This window comes from Paraburkholderia sp. BL23I1N1 (genome assembly GCF_003610295.1).
GTDB lineage: Bacteria > Pseudomonadota > Gammaproteobacteria > Burkholderiales > Burkholderiaceae > Paraburkholderia.
The window spans coordinates 444,144-470,654 of sequence record NZ_RAPV01000001.1 but is presented as its reverse complement, the minus strand read 5'-3'; the positions used below and the strand labels follow the sequence as shown (position 1 = coordinate 470,654).

20 protein-coding genes are annotated in these 26,511 nt (G+C 63.0%); 7 read left to right on the top strand and 13 right to left on the bottom strand.

The window, feature by feature from the left end:
* Positions 1–53: 53 nt before the first annotated feature.
* Together B0G76_RS02290 and B0G76_RS02285 are read right to left on the bottom strand one after the other, a co-directional pair.
* Positions 54–1,007 (bottom strand): substrate-binding domain-containing protein, encoded by a 954-nt coding sequence (locus B0G76_RS02290; protein WP_120289780.1) that lies wholly within the window; start codon positions 1,005–1,007, stop codon positions 54–56.
* 124 nt (positions 1,008–1,131) lie between these two features.
* Complete coding sequence (locus B0G76_RS02285) at positions 1,132–2,115, bottom strand: AraC family transcriptional regulator (protein WP_120296144.1); 984 nt, start codon at positions 2,113–2,115, stop codon at positions 1,132–1,134.
* 386 nt (positions 2,116–2,501) lie between these two features.
* Here B0G76_RS02285 and dalD point away from each other — a divergent pair, with 386 nt between their 5' ends.
* The 3 genes from dalD to B0G76_RS02270 all read left to right on the top strand — a co-directional run bounded on the left by dalD (position 2,502) and on the right by B0G76_RS02270 (position 6,544).
* Positions 2,502–3,914, top strand: a complete 1,413-nt coding sequence (gene dalD, locus B0G76_RS02280) for a D-arabinitol 4-dehydrogenase (protein WP_120289778.1) — start codon at positions 2,502–2,504, stop codon at positions 3,912–3,914.
* A gap of 122 nt (positions 3,915–4,036) precedes the next feature.
* The gene (xylB, locus tag B0G76_RS02275) at positions 4,037–5,518 is read left to right on the top strand and encodes a xylulokinase (RefSeq protein WP_120289776.1); all 1,482 of its coding nucleotides are present in this window, start codon (positions 4,037–4,039) and stop codon (positions 5,516–5,518) included.
* A gap of 78 nt (positions 5,519–5,596) precedes the next feature.
* Positions 5,597–6,544 (top strand): sugar-binding transcriptional regulator, encoded by a 948-nt coding sequence (locus B0G76_RS02270; protein WP_120289774.1) that lies wholly within the window; start codon positions 5,597–5,599, stop codon positions 6,542–6,544.
* A 45-nt stretch (positions 6,545–6,589) separates the two neighbouring features.
* Here B0G76_RS02270 and B0G76_RS02265 read toward each other — a convergent pair whose 3' ends face one another.
* The 6 genes from B0G76_RS02265 to B0G76_RS02240 form a co-directional block, all read right to left on the bottom strand.
* Positions 6,590–7,699, bottom strand: coding sequence for an ABC transporter ATP-binding protein (locus B0G76_RS02265; protein WP_120289772.1), 1,110 nt, complete (start codon positions 7,697–7,699; stop codon positions 6,590–6,592).
* Between the two features lie 82 nt (positions 7,700–7,781).
* Complete coding sequence (locus tag B0G76_RS02260; RefSeq protein WP_120289770.1) at positions 7,782–8,495, bottom strand: HAD family phosphatase; 714 nt, start codon at positions 8,493–8,495, stop codon at positions 7,782–7,784.
* Positions 8,492–9,373 carry a carbohydrate ABC transporter permease gene (locus B0G76_RS02255; protein ID WP_120289768.1) on the bottom strand — a complete coding sequence of 294 codons (882 nt, stop codon included), beginning with the start codon at positions 9,371–9,373 and terminating at the stop codon, positions 8,492–8,494. Before B0G76_RS02255 ends, B0G76_RS02260 begins: the two co-directional genes overlap by 4 nt.
* Positions 9,370–10,305, bottom strand: coding sequence for a carbohydrate ABC transporter permease (locus tag B0G76_RS02250; RefSeq protein WP_120289766.1), 936 nt, complete (start codon positions 10,303–10,305; stop codon positions 9,370–9,372). Before B0G76_RS02250 ends, B0G76_RS02255 begins: the two co-directional genes overlap by 4 nt.
* A gap of 221 nt (positions 10,306–10,526) precedes the next feature.
* A complete protein-coding gene (locus tag B0G76_RS02245) occupies positions 10,527–11,849 on the bottom strand; it encodes a sugar ABC transporter substrate-binding protein (RefSeq protein WP_120289764.1) in 1,323 nt (440 codons plus the stop codon).
* Between the two features lie 97 nt (positions 11,850–11,946).
* Positions 11,947–12,729 (bottom strand): L-iditol 2-dehydrogenase, encoded by a 783-nt coding sequence (locus B0G76_RS02240; RefSeq protein ID WP_120289762.1) that lies wholly within the window; start codon positions 12,727–12,729, stop codon positions 11,947–11,949.
* A gap of 380 nt (positions 12,730–13,109) precedes the next feature.
* On the opposite strand from B0G76_RS02240, the gene B0G76_RS02235 reads away from it, so the two are divergent.
* The 3 genes from B0G76_RS02235 to B0G76_RS02225 are packed head-to-tail and all read left to right on the top strand — an operon-like array spanning position 13,110 to position 15,830.
* Positions 13,110–14,084, top strand: a complete 975-nt coding sequence (locus tag B0G76_RS02235; protein WP_120289760.1) for a metal ABC transporter solute-binding protein — start codon at positions 13,110–13,112, stop codon at positions 14,082–14,084.
* Complete coding sequence (locus B0G76_RS02230; RefSeq protein WP_183081974.1) at positions 14,081–15,055, top strand: ABC transporter ATP-binding protein; 975 nt, start codon at positions 14,081–14,083, stop codon at positions 15,053–15,055. The genes B0G76_RS02235 and B0G76_RS02230 overlap by 4 nt, the downstream gene beginning before the upstream one ends.
* Positions 15,048–15,830: a metal ABC transporter permease gene (locus B0G76_RS02225; RefSeq protein WP_120289756.1), complete on the top strand. Its 783-nt coding sequence runs from the start codon at positions 15,048–15,050 to the stop codon at positions 15,828–15,830. Before B0G76_RS02230 ends, B0G76_RS02225 begins: the two co-directional genes overlap by 8 nt.
* Before the next feature lie 37 nt (positions 15,831–15,867).
* Here B0G76_RS02225 and fghA read toward each other — a convergent pair whose 3' ends face one another.
* The 3 genes from fghA to B0G76_RS02210 all read right to left on the bottom strand — a co-directional run bounded on the left by fghA (position 15,868) and on the right by B0G76_RS02210 (position 19,688).
* Positions 15,868–16,719, bottom strand: a complete 852-nt coding sequence (gene fghA / locus B0G76_RS02220) for an S-formylglutathione hydrolase (protein ID WP_120289754.1) — start codon at positions 16,717–16,719, stop codon at positions 15,868–15,870.
* Positions 16,720–16,798: 79 nt separating this feature from the next.
* Positions 16,799–17,905 (bottom strand): S-(hydroxymethyl)glutathione dehydrogenase/class III alcohol dehydrogenase, encoded by a 1,107-nt coding sequence (locus tag B0G76_RS02215; protein ID WP_120289752.1) that lies wholly within the window; start codon positions 17,903–17,905, stop codon positions 16,799–16,801.
* Positions 17,906–18,146: 241 nt separating this feature from the next.
* Positions 18,147–19,688, bottom strand: a complete 1,542-nt coding sequence (locus B0G76_RS02210) for a xylulokinase (protein ID WP_120289750.1) — start codon at positions 19,686–19,688, stop codon at positions 18,147–18,149.
* 436 nt (positions 19,689–20,124) lie between these two features.
* Here B0G76_RS02210 and B0G76_RS02200 point away from each other — a divergent pair, with 436 nt between their 5' ends.
* Entirely contained in the window at positions 20,125–21,534 is a 1,410-nt protein-coding gene (locus B0G76_RS02200) for a nucleobase:cation symporter-2 family protein (protein ID WP_183081973.1), read from the top strand.
* A gap of 231 nt (positions 21,535–21,765) precedes the next feature.
* Here the strand turns inward: B0G76_RS02200 and B0G76_RS02195 are convergent, their stop codons facing one another.
* Both B0G76_RS02195 and B0G76_RS02190 read right to left on the bottom strand, forming a co-directional pair.
* Positions 21,766–23,283 (bottom strand): efflux transporter outer membrane subunit, encoded by a 1,518-nt coding sequence (locus tag B0G76_RS02195; protein ID WP_120289744.1) that lies wholly within the window; start codon positions 23,281–23,283, stop codon positions 21,766–21,768.
* 1 nt (position 23,284) lies between these two features.
* Positions 23,285–26,506 carry an efflux RND transporter permease subunit gene (locus B0G76_RS02190; protein WP_120289742.1) on the bottom strand — a complete coding sequence of 1,074 codons (3,222 nt, stop codon included), beginning with the start codon at positions 26,504–26,506 and terminating at the stop codon, positions 23,285–23,287.
* Between the last annotated feature and the right edge of the window lie 5 nt (positions 26,507–26,511).

The window sequence follows — 26,511 nt, the reverse complement described above, 5'->3', positions numbered from 1 at the left end:
CCTCCTCTACTGCTCGTCGCCGCATCGAAGAAATTCAGCGACGAGCATTCGACTTACCAGTTGAAGCCCTTGGCATTGCTCTTGTCGATCATCTTCACGTCGACAGGAATGGCTTTCGGCACATTGGCGCCCCACTTCTTCGCGAGCGCAGTGCCGAGCGCGATACGCACCTGGTCGGCCGGGAATTGCGCGGACGTTTCGATGAACTTCGAGTTCGGCTTCTGGATCGCGGCGATCGCTTCCGGCGCACCGTCGACGCTGGTCAGCTTGATGTCCTTGCCCGATGATTCGATCGCCGAGAGCGCGCCCATCGAGCCGCCGTCGTTCACGCTGAACACGCCCTTCAGGTTCGGATGCGCCTGAATCATGTTCTCGGTAACGGACAACGCCGTGGCGCGTTCCTGCTTACCGTTCTGTGTATCCACGAGTTTGATGCCAGGCACTTTCGCGAGCGCCGCCTTGCAGCCCCGCACACGTTCGAGAATCGGCACCACTGGAATACCGTCGAGAATCGCCACTTCGCCGCTGCCGCCAAGGGACTTCGCCAGATAGTCACAGGCCATCTGACCCGCGTCGAAATTCTTGGAGCCGACAAAGGAATCAACCGGGCCGTTGGCATTCGCATCGACGGCGACCACCACCACGCCCGCTTTCTTGGCCGACGTCACCGCCGATTGAATGCCGGTCGAGTCGGTGGGGTTCACGAGCAGGATGTCGATCTTCTTTTGCAGCATGTCCTCGACGTCGCTCACCTGCTTGCTGACGTCGTGATGCGCGTCGGTGACGACGACCGTCGCGCCGATCGACTCCGCCGCATCGTTCAGCGCTTTTTGCATCGTCACGAAGTACGGGTTGTTCAACTCCTGAAACGTCATGCCGATCTTCAACGGCACGGCTTGTGCAGCCGGTGCTGCGATGAACGACAGGCCGAATGCGAGCACCGCCAGGGCGGCCGTGCTGCGCGCGAAGATCTTCGGCGATGCCTGCTTCGAAGGGGATTGCGTCATGGTTGTCTCCGCTATTGACTCTGTTCGATGAGATGAGCACGTCCCTCACGCTGTTTGCGGACAGCGCGAAAGGAGTTGAAACGCGGGTGAATTAAAACGCTTCGGCTCGAGGCGTTGCGTAGGACTACGTTGTCGGTGGATAAGCAGCCGCGCCGGTGCGCGGCAAACCTGGCGCAAGCACGATCGCGGGTGCATTGTCGATGCCCGTGCCGCGCGCGGCGGCCTCCTCGGAAGCGTCGCGGCTTGCATCGTTCAGTTGCTGATAGCGGCGGAATTTCGAAGGCGCCATCCCCTTCACCGCGAGGAACTGCCGGTTGAAATTCGACAGGTTGTTAAAGCCCGCCCTGAAGCAGATATCGGTGACGCTCAGCTCTTCGTCCGTGAGCAGTTGACATGCGAGATTGATACGCATGCGGTTCACGTACTGCACGAACGGCAGCCCCGTATGACGGCGGAAGTAACGCGAAAATGCACTCACGCTTTGTCCGGCGAGTTGCGCCAGGTCCGACTCGCGCAGATCGTTAGACAGGTTCTTGCCGATATACGAGAGCGCGTGATTGATGCGCGTCGACGCGAACCCGGTCGGGTCCGCCTGATAGGCAGGACTCGCGAGCATCTCGCGGTCCTCGGCGTTCATCAGGATTTCAAGCATCGACATGAACAGCACCAGACGGCGCAGTCCGCGCGCGGCCAGCAATTCGAGGAACAACGGCTGGATCGCGGCGCTCGTTTCTCCACCAAACGAAACGCCGCGGCGCGAGTCGGCAAGCAGCGCCTCGACCTGGCGCCACTCCGGGAAACTGCCCATGCAATTCGACACGAACGCCTGCCCGAATTGAACCACCAGATTGCGCTGCGCAATCGTCTCGCCTTCCGGCACGTCGCTGACCCAGTTGTGCGGCAGGTTCGGTCCCATCAACACCAGGTTGCCAGGCGCAAAGCTGCTGATATGGTCGCCGACGAACATCTTGCCGGTTGTCGCCACGATCAGATGAATTTCGAATTCCGGGTGAAAGTGCCAGCGCACCGTACGGTACGGATAGCCGTGCGACCACACTTTGAACGATTCGTCGCGCCGTACGACGACGAGTTCCAGATCGGGTTGCATCGTGTCTTCCTCCATGAAGCGGCGCGTTGCGGGTGCCGCTGAGCGTCGTCTTGTAGACCGAAAAGTAGCGCCCAAACGCCTTCTCCACCACTAAAAATGAAACCGCGGACCGATACTTTTTTGCATTCGGGTTAGTCCTGGCGCGATGAAAGTCAAATTTGATGCAATGCAATACGCACCGCGAGACACGTCCCGCAACGCGCGGGCGCCTCGCGCGTCGCGCCGAAAGCCCCGCCACGCCGCGCTGCGCCACGAAAAGCCGCTGACCTCGCCTTGACATTCGATTCGCCGGGTACGATCATTCGCTCACATGCAGAGCAAATGCTCCGCCACCGAGAAAAACGCACGCCCCGAGCCGTGCGGTCGAAGACATTCAGGAGACGCACATGAACAGCGGGCAAGGCAGCGGCGCGGCCGCACACGTGATCCTGCACATCGGCGCGGGATCGTTTCACCGCGCGCATCAGGCGTGGTATCTGCATCGGTTGAACGAGGCGAAGGTGGCGGGCGAGCAGCACTGGTCGCTGACTGTGGGCAATATCCGCAGCGACATGAACGCGGTGCTCGACGCGCTCGCCGCGCAAAACGGCGTCTATACGCTCGAGACCGTGACGCCGCAGGGCGAGCGCGCGTACGAGACGATTCGTTCGATTGAGCGGGTGGTGCCATGGACCGAGAGTCTCGACGCGCTGATCGAAGCGGGCGCCAATCCGGCCTGCAAGATCATTGCGTTCACCGTCACCGAAGGCGGCTATTACCTCGACGAACACGACGCGCTCGACACGGCCAATGCGGATCTCGCGGCCGATCTGAACGGTGGTCACACGACGATTTATGGTGCGCTCGCGGCGATTCTCGACGCGCGCATGAAGCGTGGCGCCGGTCCGGTCACGCTGCAAACCTGCGATAACCTGCGCAGCAACGGCGAGCGTTTTCACGCGGGGATGAGCGAATTCCTCGAACGGCGCGGCGCGGAAGAACTGGCTCAATGGTTCAACGACAACACCGCGTGTCCAAGCTCGATGGTCGATCGCATCACGCCGCGTCCGACGCCGGACGTGCGCGAACGCGTCAAGGCCGCCACCGGCGTCGACGATACCTGCCCGGTGATGGGCGAATCCTTCATTCAATGGGTGATCGAAGATCGTTTCATCGCCGGACGTCCCGCGTGGGAAAAGGTCGGCGCAGAACTGGTCGACTCGGTGCTGCCGTACGAGGAAGCGAAAATCCGCATCCTCAATGCGACGCATAGCTGCATTGCGTGGGCCGCCACGCTGGTCGGACTGAACTACATCCACGAAGGCACGCTCGACCCGGATATCAATAAATTTGCCTTCGACTACGTGACCGAAGACGTGATTCCGTGTCTCACGCCTAGCCCGCTCGATCTCGAACGCTATCGCGACGTGGTGCTCGAACGCTTCGGCAATCCCTACATCCAGGACACCAACCAGCGGGTCGCGGCCGACGGCTTTTCAAAGCTGCCCGGCTTTATCGCGCCGACACTCTCGGAATGCTTCGAACGGGGCGTCACGCCGGCGGCGACGGCAATCTTGCCGGCGCTGTTCTTCCGCTTCCTCGAACGCTGGAACGCCGGCACGCTGCCGTATGCGTATCAGGACGGCGTGATGGACGAGCGTGTCGCCCGTGCTTTCTTTAGCGCGCCCGATCCGTTGCAGGCGTTCGCTGCCGACCGCCCGCTGTGGGGCAGCATGGCGCAAACGCCCGAGTTGGAATCGGCGTTGGCAGGCGCATTGGCGCGTGTCGACGTGTGGCTCGCCAAACGCGGCGCGGCTTGACCCGCGCTGTATCGAACCACGCCAACCACCCGAACCATGCCGGTGCCAGGCTTAAACCGCATGGCACCGCGCGCCCTATGCGGCTAAAGTAGCGCATCTCTAACGACGAAGGTTTCGCGCCCATGTATCTCGGCATCGACCTCGGCACGTCCGAAGTGAAAGTCCTGCTGCTCGCCTCCGATGGACGCGTGATCGGCACCGCAGGCTCACCCTTTACCGTTTCGCGCCCGCATCAGCGCTGGGCTGAACAGAATCCCGAAGATTGGTGGGCTGGCACGCGCACGGCGCTGGCCGCGTTGCGCGCCAGACATCCCGACGAGTTCGCGCAGATTCGCGGCATCGGCCTCTCGGGGCAGATGCACGGGGCCGTGCTGCTGGACTCACAGAATCGCGTGTTGCGGCCCGCGATCCTGTGGAACGACATGCGTAGCGACAAGGAGTGCGCGGAGTTGACCGAGCGCGCGCCGGAGTTGCACACCGTGGCCGGCAATCTCGCGATGCCCGGTTTCACCGCGCCGAAGCTGCTATGGGTTGCGCGCCACGAACCGGACATCTTCGCGCAGACCGCCTGCGTGCTGCTGCCGAAGGACTACCTGCGCCTGCAACTGACCGGCGGCAAGGTGTCCGATCCATCAGATGCCGCCGGCACGCTGTGGCTCGACGTCGCGAAACGCGACTGGTCCGATTCATTGCTCGCCGCCTGCAACATGACGCGCGCGCAGATGCCCAGCTTGTGCGAAGGCAGCGCGCCGTCCGGCACGCTGCTGCCCGCCGTGGCGCGCGAGTTCGGTTTGAGCGACGGCGTGATCGTCGCGGCCGGCGGCGGCGACAACGCCACGAGCGCGATCGGCATCGGCGCGACGCAACCGGGCGACGGCTTCGTCTCGCTCGGCACGTCGGGCGTGCTGTGCGTGGTCGGCGACAGTTTCCGGCCGAATCCCGCTTCCGCGGTACACGCGTTCTGTCACGCGATTCCGGATCGCTGGCATCAGATGAGCGTGGTGCTGTCGGCGGCAAGCTGTTTGCGCTGGGTCTGCAAGCTCACCTCAACCGACGAACCGACACTGCTCGCCGAAATCGAAGCGCTGCCCGCGGAGGCATTGACCAGCGCGCCGCTCTTTCTGCCCTATCTGTCCGGTGAACGCACGCCGCACAACGACCCCTACGCGCAGGGCGTGTTCTTCGGCATGAATCACGCGACCGATCGCGCGTTGCTCGGCTACGCGGTACTCGAAGGCGTGACGCTCGCGCTCACCGACGGCCTCGACGCGTTGCGCGCGGCCGGCACCGAAGCGAAGGCGCTGTCCCTGCTCGGCGGCGGCGCGCGCAGCGACTACTGGGCGCAACTGCTCGCCGACGCGCTCGACACCGCCACCCGCAAACACGGCGGCGGCGAAACCGGCGCGGCGCTCGGCGCGGCGCGCCTTGGCTGGCTGGCCGCCGGCGGCGACCCGGCCAAGGTGCTCACCAAGCCGCCGATCGAAAAGGAGTTCACGCCCAACCCGCGACGGCATGCCGAATTGCGCCACCGGCTCGAAGCGTATCGCGCGCTCTACCGCCACGTGCGGCCGCTGTTCGACCCCGCGCGGCAACCGCTCGCCTAACCGGAAAAGCACGGCTGGTTCCCGTTGAGAGGCGGGGACCGGCTGCTATCATCGCCGCACTTCAAGCGAACCGTCACCGTGCCCAAGTCCACAGAAAAATTAGATCTTGCTACCCGCGCCGCGTGGCTTTACTACGTCGCAGGCAATACCCAGAACGAGATCGCCGAAAAACTCCAGGTGTCACGTCCGGTCGCGCAACGGCTGGTCGCCTTCGCGGTGGAAAAGAACCTGATTCGCGTGCGCGTCGATCACAAACTGGCCGATTGCCTCGCGCTCGCCGATCAACTCTCGAAGCGCTACGGCCTGAGTATGTGCGAAGTCGTACCGATCGACAGCGACACCTCGGAGGAAGTCGACCGCAAGCTGGCGGTGGCCGGCGCGCAGGTCATGGAACGCTATCTCGGCGAAGACAAGCCGATGGTGGTCGCCGTAAGCAGCGGCCGTACGCTCAAGGCCGCGGTCGATCAGATCGCGCAGCTGGAGCGTCCGCAGCACCGGTTGGTATCGATGGTCGGGGCGATCGCCTCGGACGGCTCCTCGAACCGCTACGACGTCGCGCTGCACATCTCGGAGAAGACCGGCGGCAAGCATTTTCTGCTGCCCGCGCCATTGCTCGCCGATAGCGAGGCCGAACGCGCGCAGTGGTGCAATCACCGGCTATACCGGATCGTCGAATCGCTGTCGGCTAAAGCGGATGTCGCGTTCGTTGGCATCGGCAATATCGGGCCGAAATGTCCGCTGCACGAAGACGGCTTTATCACGTCCGCGGAAGTGAAGGAGTTGATGCAGAACGGCGCGGTGGCCGAAATGCTCGGCCTGCCGATCGACGCGGCCGGCGCGCACGTCGAATCGCCGACCGGCCGGCGCGTCACCAGCATCGCACTCGACTCGCCGCCGCGGCGCCCCACCATCGGGTTTGCCGGCGGCGAGCGCAAGCGTGAAGCGCTGATCGCGGTGCTTAAAGGCGGCTGGTTGTCGGGGCTGGTGACCGACGAGTTGTGCGCACGCGCGGCGCTCGAAGCCTGAATTAAAAAGGAAAGCGGCGCACCCGCCGCTTTCCCGTTCATTGACTCACGCAGCCAGTACTTCCACGATCTTCCGCTGGAAGGCTTTCCCTTCGCTGTCGAACAGATGGCAGTGCTCAGGGGTGGCGCCGACCCTTTGCGTTTCGCCCTTGCTGTGGCGCTCGAGCGGCGGAATCCGCGCGATCAGGCCATCCGGCGCCACGCTCGATTCCGCGTACAGATACGCCGCGTCACCGAGCGATTCAACCGCCATGGTTTGTGCCGACACGCCGTCGTCGGCCATGCCGAAGTGCAGATGTTCCGGACGAATACCCACAGTCACCTTATCGCCCTGCTTCACCGTGCCCGGCTCCACCGCGACGCGCTGCGTCTCGCCGGTTTCGTAGCGCGCCGTGACGCCGTCGTGCGTCACCGACTGCACGACGCCTTCCATGAAGTTCATCTTCGGTGACCCGATGAAGCCCGCGACGAAGCGATTGGCCGGCGCGTGATACAGCATGGTCGGGCTGCCGACCTGCTCCACATTGCCCGCCGACAGCACGACGATCTTGTCGGCCAGCGTCATGGCTTCGACCTGATCGTGCGTCACGTAGATCATCGTGGTCTTCAGCTCGTCGTGCAAACGCGCGAATTCGAGGCGCATCTTCACGCGCAGCGCGGCGTCGAGATTCGACAACGGTTCGTCGAACAGGAACACTTTCGGCTTGCGCGTGATCGCGCGGCCGATTGCAACCCGCTGGCGCTGCCCGCCCGAAAGCTGCTTCGGCTTGCGATCGAGCAGATGGTCGATGTGCAGAATCTTCGCCGCGTTGCGCACGGCGGCGTCGATCTCCGGCTTCTTGGTGCCGGCGAGTTTCAGGCCGAACGCCATGTTGTCGTACAGCGTCATGTGCGGATACAGCGCGTACGACTGGAACACCATCGCGATGCCGCGCTTGGCGGGCGGCACCTCGTTCACGCGCGTGCCGTCGATGGTCAGATCGCCGCCGGTGATGTCTTCGAGGCCGGCGATCATCCGCATCAGCGTCGATTTACCGCAACCGCTCGGGCCCACGAACACGACGAACTCGCCGTCCAGAATGTCGAGGTTGATGTCGCGCATCACTTCGTTGTCGTCGTAGGCTTTTCTGATGTTGCGCAGAGTTACGCTTGCCATGATGTCTCTCCGTGTATTGCTCTTACTGCGTTAATTCATTGATCCAGGTGCTGTACCAAGTACGATGCCAACGCGGCCGCGCTTACGGCGCCGCTGCTGTCGCGCTCAATGTCCATTGTGCGACCAGGTCCGGCAACTGCAGCATGTCGTCGAATACGGTACGCGCGCCCGCTGCATGCAAGGCGTCGATCTGCGCGTCACTCGCATGACCGCCGCCGATAAAGCCCAGCACCGTCATGCCCGCTGCCGCGGCCGCCGTCACGCCCGTCACGCTGTCTTCCACCACGAGGCAGGCGGACGGTGCGAGGCCGAGACCCAGTGCGGCAGCAAGATAGACATCGGGTGCGGGCTTCGGATTCGGCACCGCGTCGGCGCAAAAAAGCCGGTTGCCGAAGAATTTCACGAGGCCCGTGCGCACCAGCACGTTCTCCACATACGGGCGGAAACTGTTGCTCGCGCAGGCTTTGGTGAGCGGCACCTGCGCGAGCGCGGTCTCGATTCCAACGACCGTCGGCGCCTGCATCGCCGCTGCCTCCACCGCTCGGCGGATCGCCTCGATATCCTCACCGCTGAGGCGCCTGCCAAGTTGCGCCGCCGTGCCTTCCAGGACCTTTTCGATGCGCAAGCCGAGCAGCGGCAGCACCACCGGTTCGACATCGGCGTCGGGCCAGCGCGCCTCGAGTTCGTGCACCAGCATGCGCGCCGCCACGGCTTCGCTGTCGATCAGCACGCCGTCGCAATCGCAGATCAGCGCGAATTGACCGACAGTCGGGCCTGCACTCGTGCCTGCCGTCATTTGACCGCCCCGAACGTAAGGCCGCGCACCAGTTGCTTCTGCGACAGCCAGCCGACGATCAGGATCGGCGCCACCGCGAGCAGCGACGCTGCGGAAAGCTTCGCCCAGAACAAACCTTCAGGACTCGAATACGACGCGATGAACACGGTCAGCGGTGCGGCGTTCGAACTCGACAGGTTGATGCTCCAGAACGCTTCGTTCCACGACAGGATCACCAGCAGGAGCGCGGTGGAGGCGAGCCCCGGCAACGACATCGGCATCAGCAGGTAGACGATTTCCTGCCACGTCGCCGCGCCGTCGATCCGTCCTGCTTCGAGAATGTCGCGCGGAATTTCAGCGAAGTACGTGAACGACATCCACACCGCAATCGGCAGATTGATCAGCGTGTAGACGATCACCAGTCCGGACACCGTATCGAGCAGGCCGCTGTTCTTCCACAGCAGATAGATCGGCACCAGCACGCCGACCGACGGCATCATCTTGGTCGACAGCATCCACAACAGCACTTTCTGCGTGCGGCGCGTCGGAAAGAAGGCCATCGCGTACGCGGCCGGCACGGCGAGAATCAGGCACAGCACCGTGACGCCCGCCGAGATCAGGATCGAATTCCACGCGAACGAAAAGTAATTGCTGCGCGCGAACACCTCGCGGAAGCTATCGAGCGTCGGGATGAAAAACAGCGACGAGGAATACGCCTGCTGCTCCGTCTTGAACGCGGTGATCGTCATCCAGAAGATCGGGAAGAACAGCAGCAGCGCGACCAGCCAGGCGATCACGCCGGGAATGCCGCGGCGGATCGCGTCGAACGGCGACTTGGTGGGCACGGTAACGGCAACCGCGGGCGTGGTGGACGCCGGTGTAGAGGCAACGTGGCTCATTTTTCGTACTCCCCTTTCAGGTTCTTCGCGAGCATCCGCACCAGGAAGAACGACACGATGTTAGCCAGCACGACAGCCAGAATGCCGCCAGCCGAAGCGAGACCGACGTCGAACTGTTGCAGGCCCAGCGAATAGATCAGGTACGACAGATTAGTGGTCGCGGTGCCCGGACCGCCGCCCGTGGTCGTATAGATTTCGGCGAAGATCGACAGCAGGAAAATCGTCTCCATCATCACCACCACCGCGATCGCCCGTCTCAGGTGAGGCAGCGTGATGTAGAAGAACATCGAAAACGGACCCGCACCGTCAATGCGCGCCGCTTCCTTCTGCTCCTGATCGAGCGACTGGATCGCGGTGAACAGAATCAGGAACGCGAACGGCAGCCACTGCCACGCGACGATCATGATCACGGCCGTGAGCGGATAGTCGGCGAACCAGTCGATCGGCTGCATGCCGATCGCGCGCATGCCCTGCGCGATCAGGCCATACACCGGGTGCAGGATCATGTTCTTCCAGATCAGCGCGCTGACCGTCGGCATCACGAAGAACGGCGCGATGGCCAGGAGCCGCGCGATGCCCTGGCCGTAGAACTTACGGTCGAACAGGATCGCCATCAGCACGCCGCCCACCACCGTGATCACCAGCACCGAGATGATCAGTTCGAGCGTGTGCCCGATCGACGGTCCGAACGACGGATCGGTGGCGAGATATTTGTAGTTGTCGAATCCGGCGAAACCTTTGAGATCCGGATTCAGCAGGTTATAGCGCGAGAACGAAAACCAGATCGTCATCGCCAGCGGTATCGCCATCCACAGCACGAGTACTGCGACTGAGGGCGACACCAGCCAGCGGGCGGAATTGGCTTTGCGGGCTTCGCGTTCTTTTTCTGTCTGGGGATGGGCATGCATGAGAGGTAGGCGCAGAGGACGCATGATTGACCACCTGTTCGGTAATGCGCGGGCTGTCCGCTGAAGACGCTGCCTTCGCCGCCTCACTGGCCGCGACGCCAGGCGATGTCGCGGCGCGTGTGTGTCAATGAGTGGCGAGTGAGTGCCGAGGACGGCTCGCTGTGCTGCGTGGGCCGGCTGACGGGCGTCAGCCGGCGCGTTTCACCTTACGTTGTAATGCTTGCGTTGTGGCTTAACACTGCGGCTTACTTCTGATAGCCGGCTTGCTGCACGGCGCGATTCGCCGTTGCCTGCCCGGCTGCCAGCGCCTGATCGACCGTCATCTGACCGGCAACCGCGCCGGAGATGCTCTGACCGACCACCGTGCCGAACGACTGGAACTCAGGAATGCCGACGAACTGCACACCGGTGTACGGCACCGGCTTCAGTGTCGGATGGTCCGGATCCGCCGTTTCGATGGCCTTCAGCACGAAGTCGCCGAACGGTGCGGCCTGCTTGTATTCAGGGCGAGCGTACGTCGAATGACGCGTTCCCGGCGGCACCGAAGCCCAGCCTTCATCTTTCGCGACCAGTTCGATGTACTGCTTCGACGTAGCCCACGCGATGAACTTCTTCGCCGAGTCGGCCTGCTTCGACGACTTCGGAATCGCCAACGCCCACGCCCACAGCCAATGCGAACCCTTCGGCGTGACCGCCGTCGGCGCTGCGGCAAAGCCCACCTTGTCGGCGATCTGCGACTGCTGCTTGTTGTAGAGCATGCCGGCAGCCACCGTGGCGTCGATCCACATTGCGCACTTGCCCGAGGACATCAGCGTCAGGTTTTCGTTGAAGCCGTTCGAGCTCGCTCCCGGAGGGCCGTCTTTCTTCAACAGATCGACGTAGAACGAAATGGCCTTCTTCCATTCCGGCGATGTGAGCTGCGCTTGCCACTTGTCGTCGAACCAGCGGCCGCCGAAGGTGTTCACCACCGTCGTCGCGTACGCCATGTTTTCGCCCCAGCCGGCTTTGCCGCGCAGGCAGATGCCGTACATGCCGTTGGCTTTGTCCGTGAGCTTGTCGGCGAATTGCGCGATCTGCTCGTAGGTCGGTTGATCGGGCATCTTCAGGCCCTTGGCCGCGAACAGATCCTTACGGTAATACGTCATCGAGCTTTCGACGTAGAACGGCAGCGCGTACAACTGGCCGCCGCTCGAGAGGCCGTCGCGGGCCGTCTTCACGACGTCGTTCAGATCGTAATCAGCGGGCAGGCCGGTGAGCGGCGTGAGCCAGCCGCGCTTGCCCCATTGCGGCGTTTCGTACGCGCCGATCGTCATCACGTCGAACTGGCCGCTGCCGGTCGTGATGTCGGTGGTGGCGCGCTGACGCAGCACGTTTTCTTCGAGAATCACCCAGTTGAGCTTGATATCCGGATTCGCCTGCTCGAAGGCGGGCGAGAGCTTTTTCAGCTCGATCATGTCCGGATTGTTCAACGTGGCGATGGTCACCGTGGCCGCCTGAGCGCTCAGCGCAAAGCAGGCAAACGCACCGGCACTGAGCACCTTCAGCGCGGATTGGGTAGCTGGTTTCATGTGTTGTCTCCTTTCTCGTACGTTATGTGATGCTGCGTTTGTTCTACGAAAATGACGAAGGGTGAAGCGAATTCAGCACGTCCACGCTGTTATCCGTTCAACTCATCCAGTTCCCGCCGTCGACGTTCAGGGTTTGCGCGGTGATGTAATCGGCATCCGCCGACGCGAGAAACAGGGCGGCACCGGTCAGGTCCTCCGGCACACCCATCCGGCCGAGCGGCACCGCTTCACCGACCAGGCGCTTCTTCTCGCCGAGCGGCCGGTTTTCATAGCGGGCGAAGAGCGCGTCGACCTCGTTCCACATCGGGGTATCGACGACGCCCGGCGCGATACCGTTCACATTGATCTTGTGCGGCGCGAGGGCGAGAGCTGCGGATTGCGTATAGCTGAGGACGGCGGCTTTGGTTGCGCAGTAGTGCGACACCAGGGCCTCGCCGCGCCGCCCGGCTTGTGAGGACATATTGATGATCTTGCCGCCGCGGCCCTGCTCGACCATTTTCCGGGCGACGCTTTGCATCAGGAAGAACATGCCCTTCACGTTGACCGCGAAGAGGCGGTCGAACACGTCCCAGGATTCGTCGAGGATCGGGCGCATATCGAAGAGCGCCGCGTTGTTGAACAGGATATCGACCTGGCCGAAGCGCGCGAGCGTACTCGCCAGGATGCGTTCGATGTGTTCGCGGCGCGTCACGTCGGCGCTAACGGTCAGCACGCGGTCGCCGTATGCGGCGACGAGCGCGTCGCCGAAACTGTCGGCCGGCTTGACATCGACCAGCACGCAACGCGCGCCTTCGTCCAGATAGCGCCGGGCCACGGCTTCACCGATCCCGCTTGCCGCGCCCGTCAGAATGGCCACCTTGTCTTGCAATCGTGCCGCCACTGCTTGTCTCCGGTTCGTTTCGCTTCTTGAGGCGCGGTGAGCGAACGCTCGTTGCCCGAACAATTGCTCTGTTTGTGATCGAATGATCGGATACGTACCGGGTCATGTCAAGGCGCTCGACCAGATTTCGATGGTGCAGCGCGGCAGGATTGCCACACCTCCTCGTCCTGTCCCGACTGGCACTGGACCCGCACTAATACGAGAAATCGACGGTGGCCAAGCTGCTTTCCCCTCAAGCCGCTGACAAAAAATCGAGATACGTTATATCATTTCGACCTCGCTTCGCTTTGTGCCGGCGGCACACATGCCCCGACGACCGCCAAAGCACGCCGCGCCTAAGTTTTGTAGGTCATTCAACTCTCACGCAGCAGGAATCAACGATGAAGACATTCGGCTCGATGTTGAACGGGGCGCGCCGTGCGCTGACACTGTCGAAGAGCGTGGCCACGGTCGCGACGGCCGCTGCCGCTTTCACGCTCAGCCATGGCGCGTTTGCCGCGGATGCGAAAATCCCGGTGGTGGCAGCGGAAAACTTTTACGGCGACGTCGTGCAGCAACTGGGCGGCGACCGCGTCGACGTGACGAGCATCCTCAGCAATCCGGATCAGGACCCGCATCTGTTCGAAGCCAGCCCGAAGACGGCACGCGCCTTGCAGCATGCGAGCCTTGTGGTCTACAACGGCGCCGACTACGATCCTTGGATGGCGAAGCTGCTGGCCGCCTCGAAGAGCGCGAAGCGCACCACGATCGTCGCCGCGGATCTCGTCGGCAAGAAGGGCGGCGATAATCCGCACCTCTGGTACGACCCGGCGACTATGCCGAAGGTGGCGCGCGCCGTGAGCGAAGCGCTCGTTGCGGCTGACCCGGCGCACAAGTCGGCGTACGATGCGAACCTCGCGAAGTTTCTCGATTCGCTGAAACCGATCGACGCCAAAGTCGCCGATCTGCATGGCCGCTATGCCGGCGTGCCGGTAACGGCGACCGAGCCGGTGTTCGGCTATATGTCGGACGCGGTAGGCCTCTCGATGCGCAATTTGCGCTTCCAGATGGCGACGATGAACGACACGGAAGCCAGTGCGGCCGATATCGCCGCATTCGAACGCGATCTGCGCGAAAAGCGCGTGCGCGTTCTGATCTATAACAGCCAGGCAACCGAGGCCCTGACCAAACGCATGTTGAAGCTCGCGCAGCAATCGAAGGTGCCGACCATGAGCGTCACCGAAACCGAACCGGCCGGTAAGACCTATCAGACGTGGATGCTGACACAGCTCGACGCGCTGGGCACGGCGCTGGCTGCGGGCGATGCGAGCGGAGCGAATGCGGCGGCGGCCCCCGCCAAAGGAAAAACTCAATGACCGAAACTGGCCGCAGCACGCCAGTTCATGCATCAGTAAGTGCAACCAGTGCGTCACCCAGCGGACGCGCCAATGCGCCCGTGCTCGAACTCGAGCATGTGACACTCGAACTCGGCGACCGCACGATTCTGCGCGACACCGGCTTCGTGGTGAACCAGGGCGAATTCATCGGCGTGCTCGGGCCGAACGGCGCGGGCAAAACCACGCTGATGCGCGCCGTGCTCGGCCTTGTGCCGGCGGCGAGCGGCGCGATCCGCGTGCTCGGGCAACCGGTCGAGCGTGGCAACGCGTCGATCGGCTATATGCCGCAGACGCGCAGCGCGCTGGCAGGGCGCCGCGTGCGCGGCCGCGATTTCGTCGCGATGGCGGCCGACGGGCACCGCTGGGGCCTGCCCCATGCGGACCGCAAGACCCGCGCGGACGTCGAACGGGTGCTGGATCTGGTGGGCGGTCGCCAACTGGCCGCGCGGCCGTTATCGGAACTGTCGGGCGGCGAGCGTCAGCGCCTGCTGCTCGCGCAGTGCCTGCTCGGCAACCCGAAGCTGCTGCTACTCGATGAACCGCTGATCAGTCTCGATCCGCATCATCAGAAAAGCGTAGTTGAACTGGTGCGGCGCGTGCAGCAGGAACTCGACATTGCCGTGCTGTTCTCGGCGCATGAACTGAATCCGCTTCTGAACTCGCTCGATCGCGTACTGTACCTCGGCAGCGGCGTGGCCGCGCTCGGCACCGTCGACGAAGTCATTACGAGGCCCGTGCTGTCGCGTCTCTACGGTTCGCCGATCGACGTGATGCGTGTGAACGGCCGCATCTTCGTGATGTCGGGTGGCGTCGAAGTCGAAAAACACGATCACGAGCACGAACACGACGAGAACGGCGGCCACAGCCACGCGCATTCGCACGACCACGGCCACGCACATGGCCACTCACACCAGCACGACTCACGCGACGGACACAAGCACGATGTTTGAATACGATTTCATGGTGAACGCGTTCGCGGCGTCGGGGATCGTCGCGGTGCTGGCAGGCGTGGTGGGCTACTTTCTGGTGATGCGCGGACAGACCTTCGCGGGCCACGCGCTTTCGCACGTCGGCTTCACCGGCGCGACCGGCGCGGTCCTGATCGGTATCTCGCCGATCTGGGGGATGATCGGCTTCACGCTCGCCGCAGGAGTCGGCATGGGCGCACTTGGCGAGCGGCTCGCCGGACGCGACGTCGCGATCGGCGTGATCCTGTCGCTGTCGCTCGGCTTCGGCTTGCTGTTCCTGCACTTCTTCACCGCGTACGCGACCCAGGTCACCGCGCTGCTATTCGGCAATGTGCTCGGCGTGAATGCGTCGACGCTCGGCGTGCTGGCAGCGTTGGGCGTCGTCAGTTTGCTGGCGCTCGCGGCGATCATGCGGCCCTTGCTGTTTGCTTCGCTGCAGCCGGAATTGGCCGAGGCCAAGGGCGTGTCGTTGCGCAAGGTGTCGGTGCTGTTTCTGTCGATCGCCGCGCTGGCGGTGGCGGCATGCACGCAGATTGTCGGTGTGCTGCTGGTGTTCACGCTGATGGTCGGGCCGGCTGCCGCCGCGCAGAACATGACGACGCGACTCTCGACCGGTCTCGTGCTCGCCGCCGTGTTCGCACTGGTGCAGGCGTGGCTAGGTCTGACGCTGGCGTTCTATACCGATTGGCCGACGAGCTTCTGGATCACCGTGCTGTCGGCGGTGGTGTATGGCGGGAGTTTGCTGCGGCGGCATTGAGGCGGCGTTGAGGTGGCGTTGAGGTTGCCTTGCAATCTCAACCGACCAGCACCTTCGCGTGATGCGCGATGTGATCCTCGATGAACGTCGAGATGAAGTAATACCCGTGGTCGTAGCCCGCATGACGACGCAAGGTCAGCGGCTGGTCTGCTGCCTTGCAGGCCGCTTCGAACACGTCCGGGTTCAACTGTTCGGCGAGGAACTGATCCGCCAGCCCCTGATCGATCAGGATCCCTTCCTTGAACTTGCGTGACGCCCGCGCGACCAGTTCGCTCGAGTCATACCGACGCCACGCTTCACGGTCTTCGCCGAGATATCCGCTGAACGCCTTCACGCCCCACGGGCACTGTGAAGGCGCGGCGATCGGCGCGAACGCCGACACCGACCGATAGATCTCCGGATTGCGCAGCGCCAGCATCAACGCGCCGTGACCGCCCATCGAATGCCCGAAGATACCCAGACGCGCGCCGTCCACCGGCAGATTCGCGAGCACCGTTTCGCGCAGTTCATCGCGCACATACGAGTACATCCGGTAATGCTTCGCCCACGGCTGCTGCGTCGCGTTGACGTAAAAGCCCGCGCCCACGCCGAAGTCCCACGCCGCGCTTTCGCCCGGCACGCCCGCACCGCGTGGACTGGTGTCCGGCGCGACGAGGGCGATGCCGTGTTGTGCGGCGAAGCGCTGCGCGCCCGCCTTGATCGGAAAAGTTTCTTCCGTGCAAGTCAGGCCCGCGAGGTAGAACAGCGCAGGCACATTCGCGTTGGCCTGCAAGGCTTGCGGCGGCAGATACACCGAGAAACGCATCGGCAAACCGACGGTCTGCGAGTCGTGGCGGTAGATCCGCTGCTCGCCGCCATGGCAGGCATGCGACGACAATAATTCAAGCATCGACGTGTTCCTTTGCGTGCTGGGTCAGGGGCGCATAAGTGGCGCATGAGCCCCGCTTGAGTGCCGCTTGAGTGCCGCGTTAGTACAGCACCACCGAGCGGATCGACTCGCCCTTTTTCATCAGATCGAAGCCTTCGTTGATGCGATCGAGCGGCAGACGGTGCGTGATCAGGTCGTCGATATTGATCTTGCCTTCCATGTACCAGTCGACGATCTTCGGCACGTCCGTGCGGCCGCGTGCGCCACCGAATGCCGAGCCTTTCCACTCACGGCCCGTCACCAGCTGGAACGGACGCGTACTGATCTCCTCGCCCGCCGCCGCCACGCCGATAATGAACGATTGCCCCCAGCCCTTGTGCGTGCATTCCAGCGCCTGGCGCATCACCTTGGTGTTGCCGATACACTCGAACGAATAGTCGGCGCCGCCATCAGTGAGTTGCACGATATGGTCGACCACGTTCTCAACTTCGTTCGGGTTGATGAAGTGGGTCATGCCGAACTTCTTCGCCAACTCAACGCGGCCCGGATTGATGTCGACGCCGATGATCTTGTCAGCGCCCACCATCTTCGCGCCTTGGATCACATTCAGACCGATGCCCCCGAGACCGAACACCACCACGTTCGCGCCCGCTTCGACCTTCGCCGAATACACGACAGCGCCCACACCGGTTGTCACGCCGCAGCCGATGTAGCAGATCTTGTCGAACGGCGCGTCTTCACGCACCTTCGCCACTGCGATTTCCGGCACGACGATGTAGTTCGAAAACGTGGACGTGCCCATGTAGTGAAACAGCGGCTTGCCATCCAGCGAGAAACGCGAGGTCGCATCGGGCATCAGGCCTTTGCCCTGCGTCGAACGGATCGCCTGGCAAAGATTGGTCTTGCGCGACAGACAGAATTTGCACTGACGGCATTCCGGCGTGTAAAGCGGAATGACGTGATCGCCTTTCTTCAACGTGCCCACGCCCGGGCCCACGTCGACGATCACACCCGCCCCTTCGTGGCCGAGAATCGCCGGGAAGATGCCTTCCGGATCGGCACCCGAGAGCGTGTAGTAATCGGTGTGGCAGATCCCGGTTGCCTTCACTTCGATCAGGACTTCACCGGCGCGCGGGCCTTCCAGATCCACTTCTTCGATCGTCAACGGGGCGCCGGCTTTCCATGCGATTGCTGCTTTGGTCTTCATCGTGAATGCTCCTGTGAGTCTGTGAATGCCCGGCGCGTCGCGGCGGGATATCGCGCGGCGTGCCGGTGTGGCGATTCGGGTGCTGCAGGTTGGCCCGCTGAAGCTAATTCGTGTGCCTGGCTGTGAGCGGACGATGTTGCGCTCGTCCGGCATCACGCGCCGGCTTCTACCTTAGCTTGCGAAAGCCGTCATGGTATTGCAAAGTACGTCGCGGCATTGTCCATAGCTGACATCGATCCGGTTACCGAAGCGGGGGTTCGCCGAACCATGATTCGACGCGACCATACAGATCGAGAAAGCGCGCATAACGTTCGGCGAGCGCCGCATCGCCTTGTGGCACAGCGACACGCGTCGCGCCCGGCGCAAGCGCGGCGAGATCCCTCGCGTGCCAATGGCCGCTCGCCAATCCGCCGAGAATGGCCGCGCCACGCGGTGCCGCGTTGGGACAATCCACCGCATAAAGTTCGACGTTCAAGGCGTCGGCGAGCAACTGCCGCCAGCGTGCATCGACGGAACCGCCGCCCGCGAGCTTCAACGCCGTCACCGTCGCGCCGCCCGTGCGAATCGCGTCGAGCCCGGCGCGCAACGAGAACGCGACGCCTTCGAACGCGGCGCGCATCATCGTGCCGCGCGAGTGGTCGAGCGCGAGGCCGAGCCAGCCGCCACGCGCCGCCGGATTGAGCCACGGGGTGCGCTCGCCGGTGAGGTACGGCAGAAAAGTCAGGCCAGCTGCGGCGCTTGAGATATTGGCTGGTGCGTCACCAAGGGCGCTGCTTTGGGTGTTGCCCGAGGCGATGCCGGAGAGTCCGCCGAACGCAGCGCCTGAAGCAGCACTTGAAGCACCGCCGGACGCTTCACCGAACGCATCACGATAGGCATCGGCCCATTCATACGACAGCCAGCCCCGCACGCGTTCAAGCGCGACGCCGACGTTTTGCATCGCCGCCATCCGGTACCAGTGATCGCTCGCGGCGCGATAGCGATGCAGGCCCTTCACCGCTTGCGGCGCGTGTTCGGCAATCACGACGATTTGTCCACCGGTGCCGGTCGTGAGCAATGCGTCGCCATCGCTCGCGAGACCACTGCCGAGCGCGGCGCACGGTGTATCGGCGGCGCCGATCGCAAGCACAATGCCGGCGCGCAGACCCAGTTCCTGCGCCGCTTTCTGCGACAACATGCCACCTGCCGCATAGGAAGGCGCAAGCGGCGCAAACCATTCATGCGGCAACTCGAGCCGATCGAGCAACGCCCTATCCCACACACCAGCAGGATCGGCCAGCGCGGTCGCGCAGGCGTCGGAGGGATCGGTTGCGACCGCACCGCCAAGCGCGACACGCAGCCAGTCCTTCGGTTGCAGCGCCCAGCGCGTCTGATGTGCGGTTTGCGGTTCGTTCTGCACGATCCAGCGCAGCAACGGGCCGGCCATGCCGGGCGCAACCGGATTCGGCTGCGGCTCGGGCCACTGGTCGAGCAGATCCAATGCACGTGTGTCGGGCCAGAGCATCGCGGGGCGCACGGCCTCGCCGTTGGCATCGATCAGAACAACGCCGTGCATCTGTCCGGAGAATCCGATTGCCTGCACCCCTCGGCGCAAATCTTCAGGCAAACGCGCCGCCGCTTCGCCGAGCGCGCGCCACCAGGTTTGCACCGAGATTTCGGCCCATCCAGGATGCGGCGTTTCGAGTGCATATGGGACACTGGCCGCTGCCTGCTCGCGGCCGTTTTTGTCGACGATTGCGACTTTGAGCGAGCCGGTGCCGAGGTCGATGCCAAGAAAACTCATGGGCGATAGGACGTCAATTTGAGCGTGGGAATAAGCACACGAAAAGTGCCTGGAACGATGTATTTTCCATCACCGCCCCGTCACCATCGCGTCGCTTCGGAAGCGCACTGCAATACACACTGAAAACCCGGAATCGCGGGTTAACCCCGCCGCGCGCGGCGCCGCGCAAAAACAGCACTATGCGTCAGGCGAGATACACCTCATTGATTCTCACACATATCCCACCTGGACGGGCGCGCGCGGCGCGTAAGTGCCCACCACCGCTGCGTGGGGCTTACAGCCGATTTGTGAGATACCCGCATTTCTTTTGACTTTCAAATGAGCAGCGTGCATATCGTCACCGGGAATGCCGGAATAGGCCCCAGTGGTCTTGTTGCACTTTTTCGTTCCGCATACCTTGGAGCCATCCCAAAACGAGATGGTGGAGAGAGACAAAATGCAATCGAACACGGTTCACCCGTGCGACGAGCGACTGCCCGCGGGCCAGTTGCTGACGCTCGGCATTCAGCACGTTTTGGTGATGTACGCAGGCGCAGTTGCGGTGCCGCTCATCGTTGGCGCGGCGTTGAAACTGCCGAAAGACCAGATCGCGTTCCTGATCAGCGCCGATCTGTTTTCCTGCGGCATCGCTACGCTGATTCAGACGCTCGGTCTGTGGATCTTCGGCATCCGCCTGCCGGTCATCATGGGCTGCACCTTCGCGGCTGTCGGTCCGATGGTCGCGATCGGCACGAATCCATCGCTCGGTATTCTCGATATCTTCGGCTCGACAATCGCGGCCGGCGTCATCGGTATCCTTCTCGCACCGGCGGTCGGCAAGCTGCTGCGCTTTTTCCCGCCGGTGGTGATCGGCGTGGTGATCTCGGTGATCGGTCTCTCGTTGATGGAAGTTGGCATCAACTGGGCGGCCGGCGGCGTGGGCAATCCTGACTACGGCAATCCGGTCTATCTGGGCCTGTCGCTGGTCGTGCTGATGCTGATTCTGCTCATCAACAAGTTCGCCAAGGGTTTCCTCGCCAATATCTCGGTGCTGCTCGGCATCGTCGCGGGTTTCGTGATCGCGCTGGCGCTCGGCCGCGTCAACATGGACGGCGTCACGCACGCACCGTGGGTCGGCTTCGTCATGCCGTTCCACTTCGGCCTGCCGCACTTCGATCCGCTCGCGATCGCGACGATGGTCACCGTGATGTTCGTCACCTTCATCGAATCGACCGGCATGTTCCTCGCGGTCGGCGACATGGTCGATCGTCCGGTGGATCAGAAGACGCTGGTGCGCGGTCTGCGCGTCGACGGTCTGGGCACGCTGATCGGCGGCATCTTCAACTCGTTTCCGCATACCTCGTTCTCGCAGAACGTCGGCCTGATCGGCGTGACGGGCGTGAAGAGCCGCTTTGTCTGCGCGATGGGCGGCGTGATCCTGGTGCTGCTGGGCCTGTTCCCGAAGATGGCGCAGGTGGTCGCTTCGGTGCCGGCCTTCGTGCTGGGCGGTGCGGGCATTGTGATGTTCGGCATGGTCGCGGCGAACGGCATCAAGGTGCTGGCCAAGGTCGACTTCGTGAAGAACCACCACAACCTGTTCATCGTCGCGGTCAGTATCGGCATGGGTCTGGTGCCGGTGGTGTCGCCGCAGTTTTTCTCGAAGCTGCCGCCGGCGCTCTCGCCGCTGTTGCACAGCGGGATCCTGCTGGCGTCGGTGTCGGCCGTGGTACTGAATCTGATCTTCAACGGTGTGAAGAGCGAGAAGAAGGCACAGTGCGAAATTCGCAAGGCCGGACATGATTTCGACGGACGCGGCGGGAACGATGCGCCGCGCGACGAAATGCTGCGCGCGGCGGATCTGCACTGAGCATCTGACTGCAACCGGCGCCGCGCGACAGAGATTGTGCCGAGCGCGAGTGCCGGGTTGGGTTGGGTTGGGTTGGGTTGAATCGACCTGAGTCGGTCTGAATCGAGCATGAAAAAAAACGCCACGGCATGCCGTGGCGTTTTTTTATTACCGGCTGCACAGGGCTGTTTTCCTGAAACTGAAACCCGCCCTGCGCGCCTGCTACTGCAAGACAACAAGACTACAGGAGACTCAACCCGCGGTCGCTGCCGAAGCCGCCACCGGCGCGCTCGCCGCACCGTAATCGACCGGTGCATCGGCCGGACGCGGCTGATCGCCTGCCCGTTCGATCCAGCCGCCGCCGAGTGCCTGGTACAGCGTGACCAGGTTCTGCAGACGCTGCATGCGCGCCGTCACCAGCAGCTGCTGCGACGCATACAGATCGTTCTGCGCTGTCAGCACCGACAGATAGCTGTCGACGCCGTTCGTATAGCGCAGATTCGACAGATCCAGCCGACGCTGTTCGGCAAAGGTATTGCGCTCCAGCGCCTGGATCTGCTGATCGTACGTGCCGCGTGCCGCCAGTCCGTCCGCCACTTCGCGGAAGGCCGTCTGGATCGCCTTTTCATACGTCGCGATCTGGATGTTCTTCTGCACGGTGGCGAGATCGAGATTGGCCTTGTTCTGGCCGCCTTCGAAAATCGGCAACGTGATCGACGGCGCGAAACTCCATGCCGCCGAACCCGGCTTGAACAGACCACCGAGCGACGGGCTCAGCGTGCCGAAACTGCCGGTCAGCGAGACCTTCGGGAAGAACGCTGCGCGCGCCGCGCCGATGTTCGCGTTGGCCGCAAGCAGGTTCTCTTCGGCCTCCATGATGTCCGGACGACGTGTGAGCAGATCGGACGGCAATCCCGCCGGGATATCCGTCAGTAGGCTCTGACTGTCCAGCGTCATGCCCGGCGGCAGATCGGCCGGCAACGGCTCGCCGAGCAGCAGGACGAGCGCGTTATCCGCCTGAGCCCGCAAACGCGCCTGCGACTGCAGGTTGGCGTTCGCCTGCTCGACCACCGTTTGCGCCTGCCGCAGATCCAGTTCCGAACCCGTGCCGTTGTCGAACTGCAGCTTGGTGATCCGGTACGACTCCTGGGCGGTCTTCAGCGTGTTCTGCGTGACCTTCAGCAGATCGTCCACCTCGAGCACCGTCATGTACTGGTTCGCCACCTGCGAGACCAATGCGATTTCCGCGGCCTTGCGCGCCTGAGCGGTAGCCAGGTACTGCGCCAACGCCTGATCCTTCAGGCTTTGAATCCGCCCGAAGAAGTCGATTTCCCAGGAGGCGTTCAGACCCACCGAGTACGTGTTGGAGATCGTGAGGCCAGTGGCCGTCAGATCCTTAGGCGTGCGCTGTTTGGTTTGTGAAGCCGCAGCATCCAGCGTCGGGAACAGCGCCGCGCGGGCAATCTGATACTGCGCCTGCGATGCCTGGATATTCAGCACCGACACGCGCAGATCGCGGTTGTTCTTCAGCGCGATTTCGATCAGCCGCTGCAAACGCGCGTCGACGAAGAAATCGCGCCAGCCGATATCGGCCGCCGCCTGACCGTTCGCGGTACGCGCGGTACCCGCCGCGCCCGGTTGCGTGTCGTACACGCCGCCGGTCGGGAAGGCCGCCGTCACGGGCTCGGCCGGGCGATGGTACTTCGGCGCCATCGTGCAACCCGCGGCGAACAGCGCAACCGCCACTGCAATCAAAGAGTGTTTTTGCATCTCAATGTCCGTCCTTGCCCGAGCCTTCATCCGTCGACCCGCCAGCCGAGCCGCCACCCTGGCCGTCATGCGGATGGTGCTGGTTGTAGTGTGCGAGCGCCTCATCCGGGTCTTCCTTCTCACCGCCGAATTTCGCGCGGATTACGACGAAGAACATCGGGATCATGAAAATCGCGAGGAAGGTCGCCGTCAACATCCCGCCGATCACGCCGGTACCGATTGCGTGCTGGCTGGCCGAACCCGCGCCGTTACTGATCGCGAGCGGCATCACGCCGAGAATGAACGCGAGCGAAGTCATCAGAATCGGACGCAACCGCAGACGTGCCGCTTCCAGCGCGGCCTCGATCGGCCCCATACCCTCACTCTGTTGCAGCTCGCGGGCGAACTCCACGATCAGAATCGCGTTCTTCGCCGACAGCCCCACCGTGGTCAACAGGCCCACCTGGAAGAACACGTCGTTCTCAAGCCCGCGCAGCGTAGCGGCAAGCAACGCGCCCAACACGCCGAGCGGCACCACCATGATCACCGAGAACGGGATCGACCAGCTTTCATACAGCGCCGCGAGACACAGGAACACGACGAGGATCGAGATGCCGTACAGGATCGGCGCCTGCGAACCGGACTGGCGTTCCTGCAACGACAGGCCCGTCCATTCGTAGCCGATACCCGCCGGCAATTTCGCCGCAATCGATTCCATGGCGCCCATTGCCTGACCGGTACTCTTGCCAGGCGCTGCGGCACCCTGGATTTCGACCGCGGAAATCCCGTTGTAGCGTTCGAGTTTCGGCGAACCGTAGGTCCAGCTGCCCGAGGCGAACGAGTTGAGCGGTGTCATCCCGCCCGCCGAGTTGCGCACGTACCAGTAGTTCAGATCTTCCGGGTTCATCCGGAACGGCGCGTCGCCCTGCACGTACACCTTCTTGATCCGGCCGTCGATATCCAGGAAGTTGTTCACGTAGACCGAGGCCCACGCGATCGAGAACGTCTGGTCGATCGCCGACAGCGACACACCGAGCGCCGACGCCTTTTCATGATCGATCGAGATCTTGAATTGCGGCGTATCGTTCAGGCCGTTCGGACGCACCTGGGCAAGCGTCGGATCCTTCGCGGCCATGCCGAGCAGCATGTTGCGCGCTTCCATCAGCTTTGCGTGGCCCAGACCGCTACGATCCTGCAACTCGAAGTCGAAACCCGATGCCGTACCCAGTTCAGGAATGGACGGTGGATTCACCGGATACACCAGCGCGTCCTTGTACGTCGAGAAGTGCATGAACATCCGGCCGATCAAAGCCTGCACCTTCTGGTTCGCGTGCTGGCGCTCGGAATAGCCCTTCAACTTCACGAAGACGAGACCGGCATTCTGACCGCGGCCCGCGAAGCTGAAACCGTTCACCGTAAACGCGGATTCGACGATGTCCTTTTCCTGGTTCAGCGCGTAGTCCGAGACGTCCTTGAGGGCACGCGCCGTACGCTCCTGGGTCGAGCCGGCCGGCGTTTGCACCAGCACGAACATGATCCCCTGGTCTTCATCCGGCAGGAACGACTTCGGCAGGCGAACAAACAGCAAACCGACCGCGAAGATCACCACCAGGTAGATGATGAGCCAGCGACCCGAGCGCTTGATCACGTGGTGCACGCCGCTGTGATACTTGTCGCGGCTCGATTCGAAGGTCCGGTTGAACCAGCCGAAGAAGCCCTTCTTCACTTCGTGGTGGCCCTTCGGAATCGGCTTGAGAATCGTCGCGCACAGCGCCGGCGTAAGAATCAACGCGACCAGCACCGACAACACCATCGCCGCCACGATCGTCAGCGAGAACTGCCGATAGATCGCGCCCACCGAACCGCTCGAGAACGCGACCGGCACGAACACCGCCGACAGCACGAGCGCCACGCCGACCAGTGCGCCGGTGATCTGGTCCATGGCCTTGCGGGTGGCGTCGCGTGGCGACAATCCCTCCTCGGCCATCACCCGCTCGACGTTTTCCACCACCACGATCGCATCGTCCACCAGCAGACCGATCGCGAGCACGAGCCCGAACATGGACAACACGTTGATCGAGAAGCCCACCGCGCTCATGATCGCGAACGTACCCAGCAGCACCACCGGCACGGCGATCGTCGGAATCAACGTCGCCCGCAGGTTCTGCAGGAACAGGTACATCACGAGGAACACGAGCACGATACCCTCGAGCAGCGTCTTCACCACGTCTTCGATCGACAGGCGCACGAACGGCGTCGTGTCATACGGGTACTTCACGACGAGGCCGTGCGGGAAGTACTTCGACAGATCGTCGATCTTCGCCTTCACGTTCTTCGCGGTCTGCAGCGCGTTGGCGCCCGTCGCGAGCTGAATGCCCAGACCGGCGGTCGGCTTGCCGTTGTAGTGCGTGTCGAAGTTGTAGTTTTCACCGCCCAGCTCGACGCGCCCGACGTCTTTAATGCGGACCTGCGAGCCATCTGTGTTCACCTTCAGCAGCACGTTGCCGAACTGCTCAGGCGTATTCAGCAGCGTCGCCTCGGTGATCGTTGCCTGCAACATCTGGCCCGGCACCGAAGGCGTGCCGCCGAGCGAACCGCCTGCCACCTGAACGTTCTGCGCTTGCAGCGCCGTCTGGACATCGACCGGCGTCAGATTGAACTTGGTCAGCTTCGACGCATCGAGCCAGATCCGCATCGCGTACTGCGTGCCGAACAGCGTCACGGTACCCACGCCGTCGAGACGGCTGATCGGGTCCTTGACGTTCGACGCGACGTAGTTCGCGAGGTCGATCTTGTTCATGCTGCCGTCTTCGGAATTGAACGCCAGCACGAGCAGGAAGCTGCTGCTCGACTTGGTGACGTTAATCCCCTGTTGCTGCACGATGGTCGGCAGAAGCGGCGTCGCCAGTTGCAGCTTGTTCTGCACCTGCACCTGAGCGATGTCCGGATTCGTGCCGGCCGCGAACGTCAGCGTGATGGTCGCCGTCCCGGAGTCGTCCGAGGTGGACGACAGGTACAACAGGTGGTCGAGACCGCTCATCTGCTGCTCGATCACCTGCGTGACGGTGTCTTCCACCGTCTTCGCCGACGCGCCCGGATACACGGCGCTGATCTGCACCGCCGGAGGCGCAATGGTCGGGTATTGCGCGATCGGCAGCGTAAACACCGACGCGATACCCGCGAGCATCAGGATGATGGCGATCACCCATGCAAAAATCGGGCGATCAATAAAGAACTTTGCCATGAAAC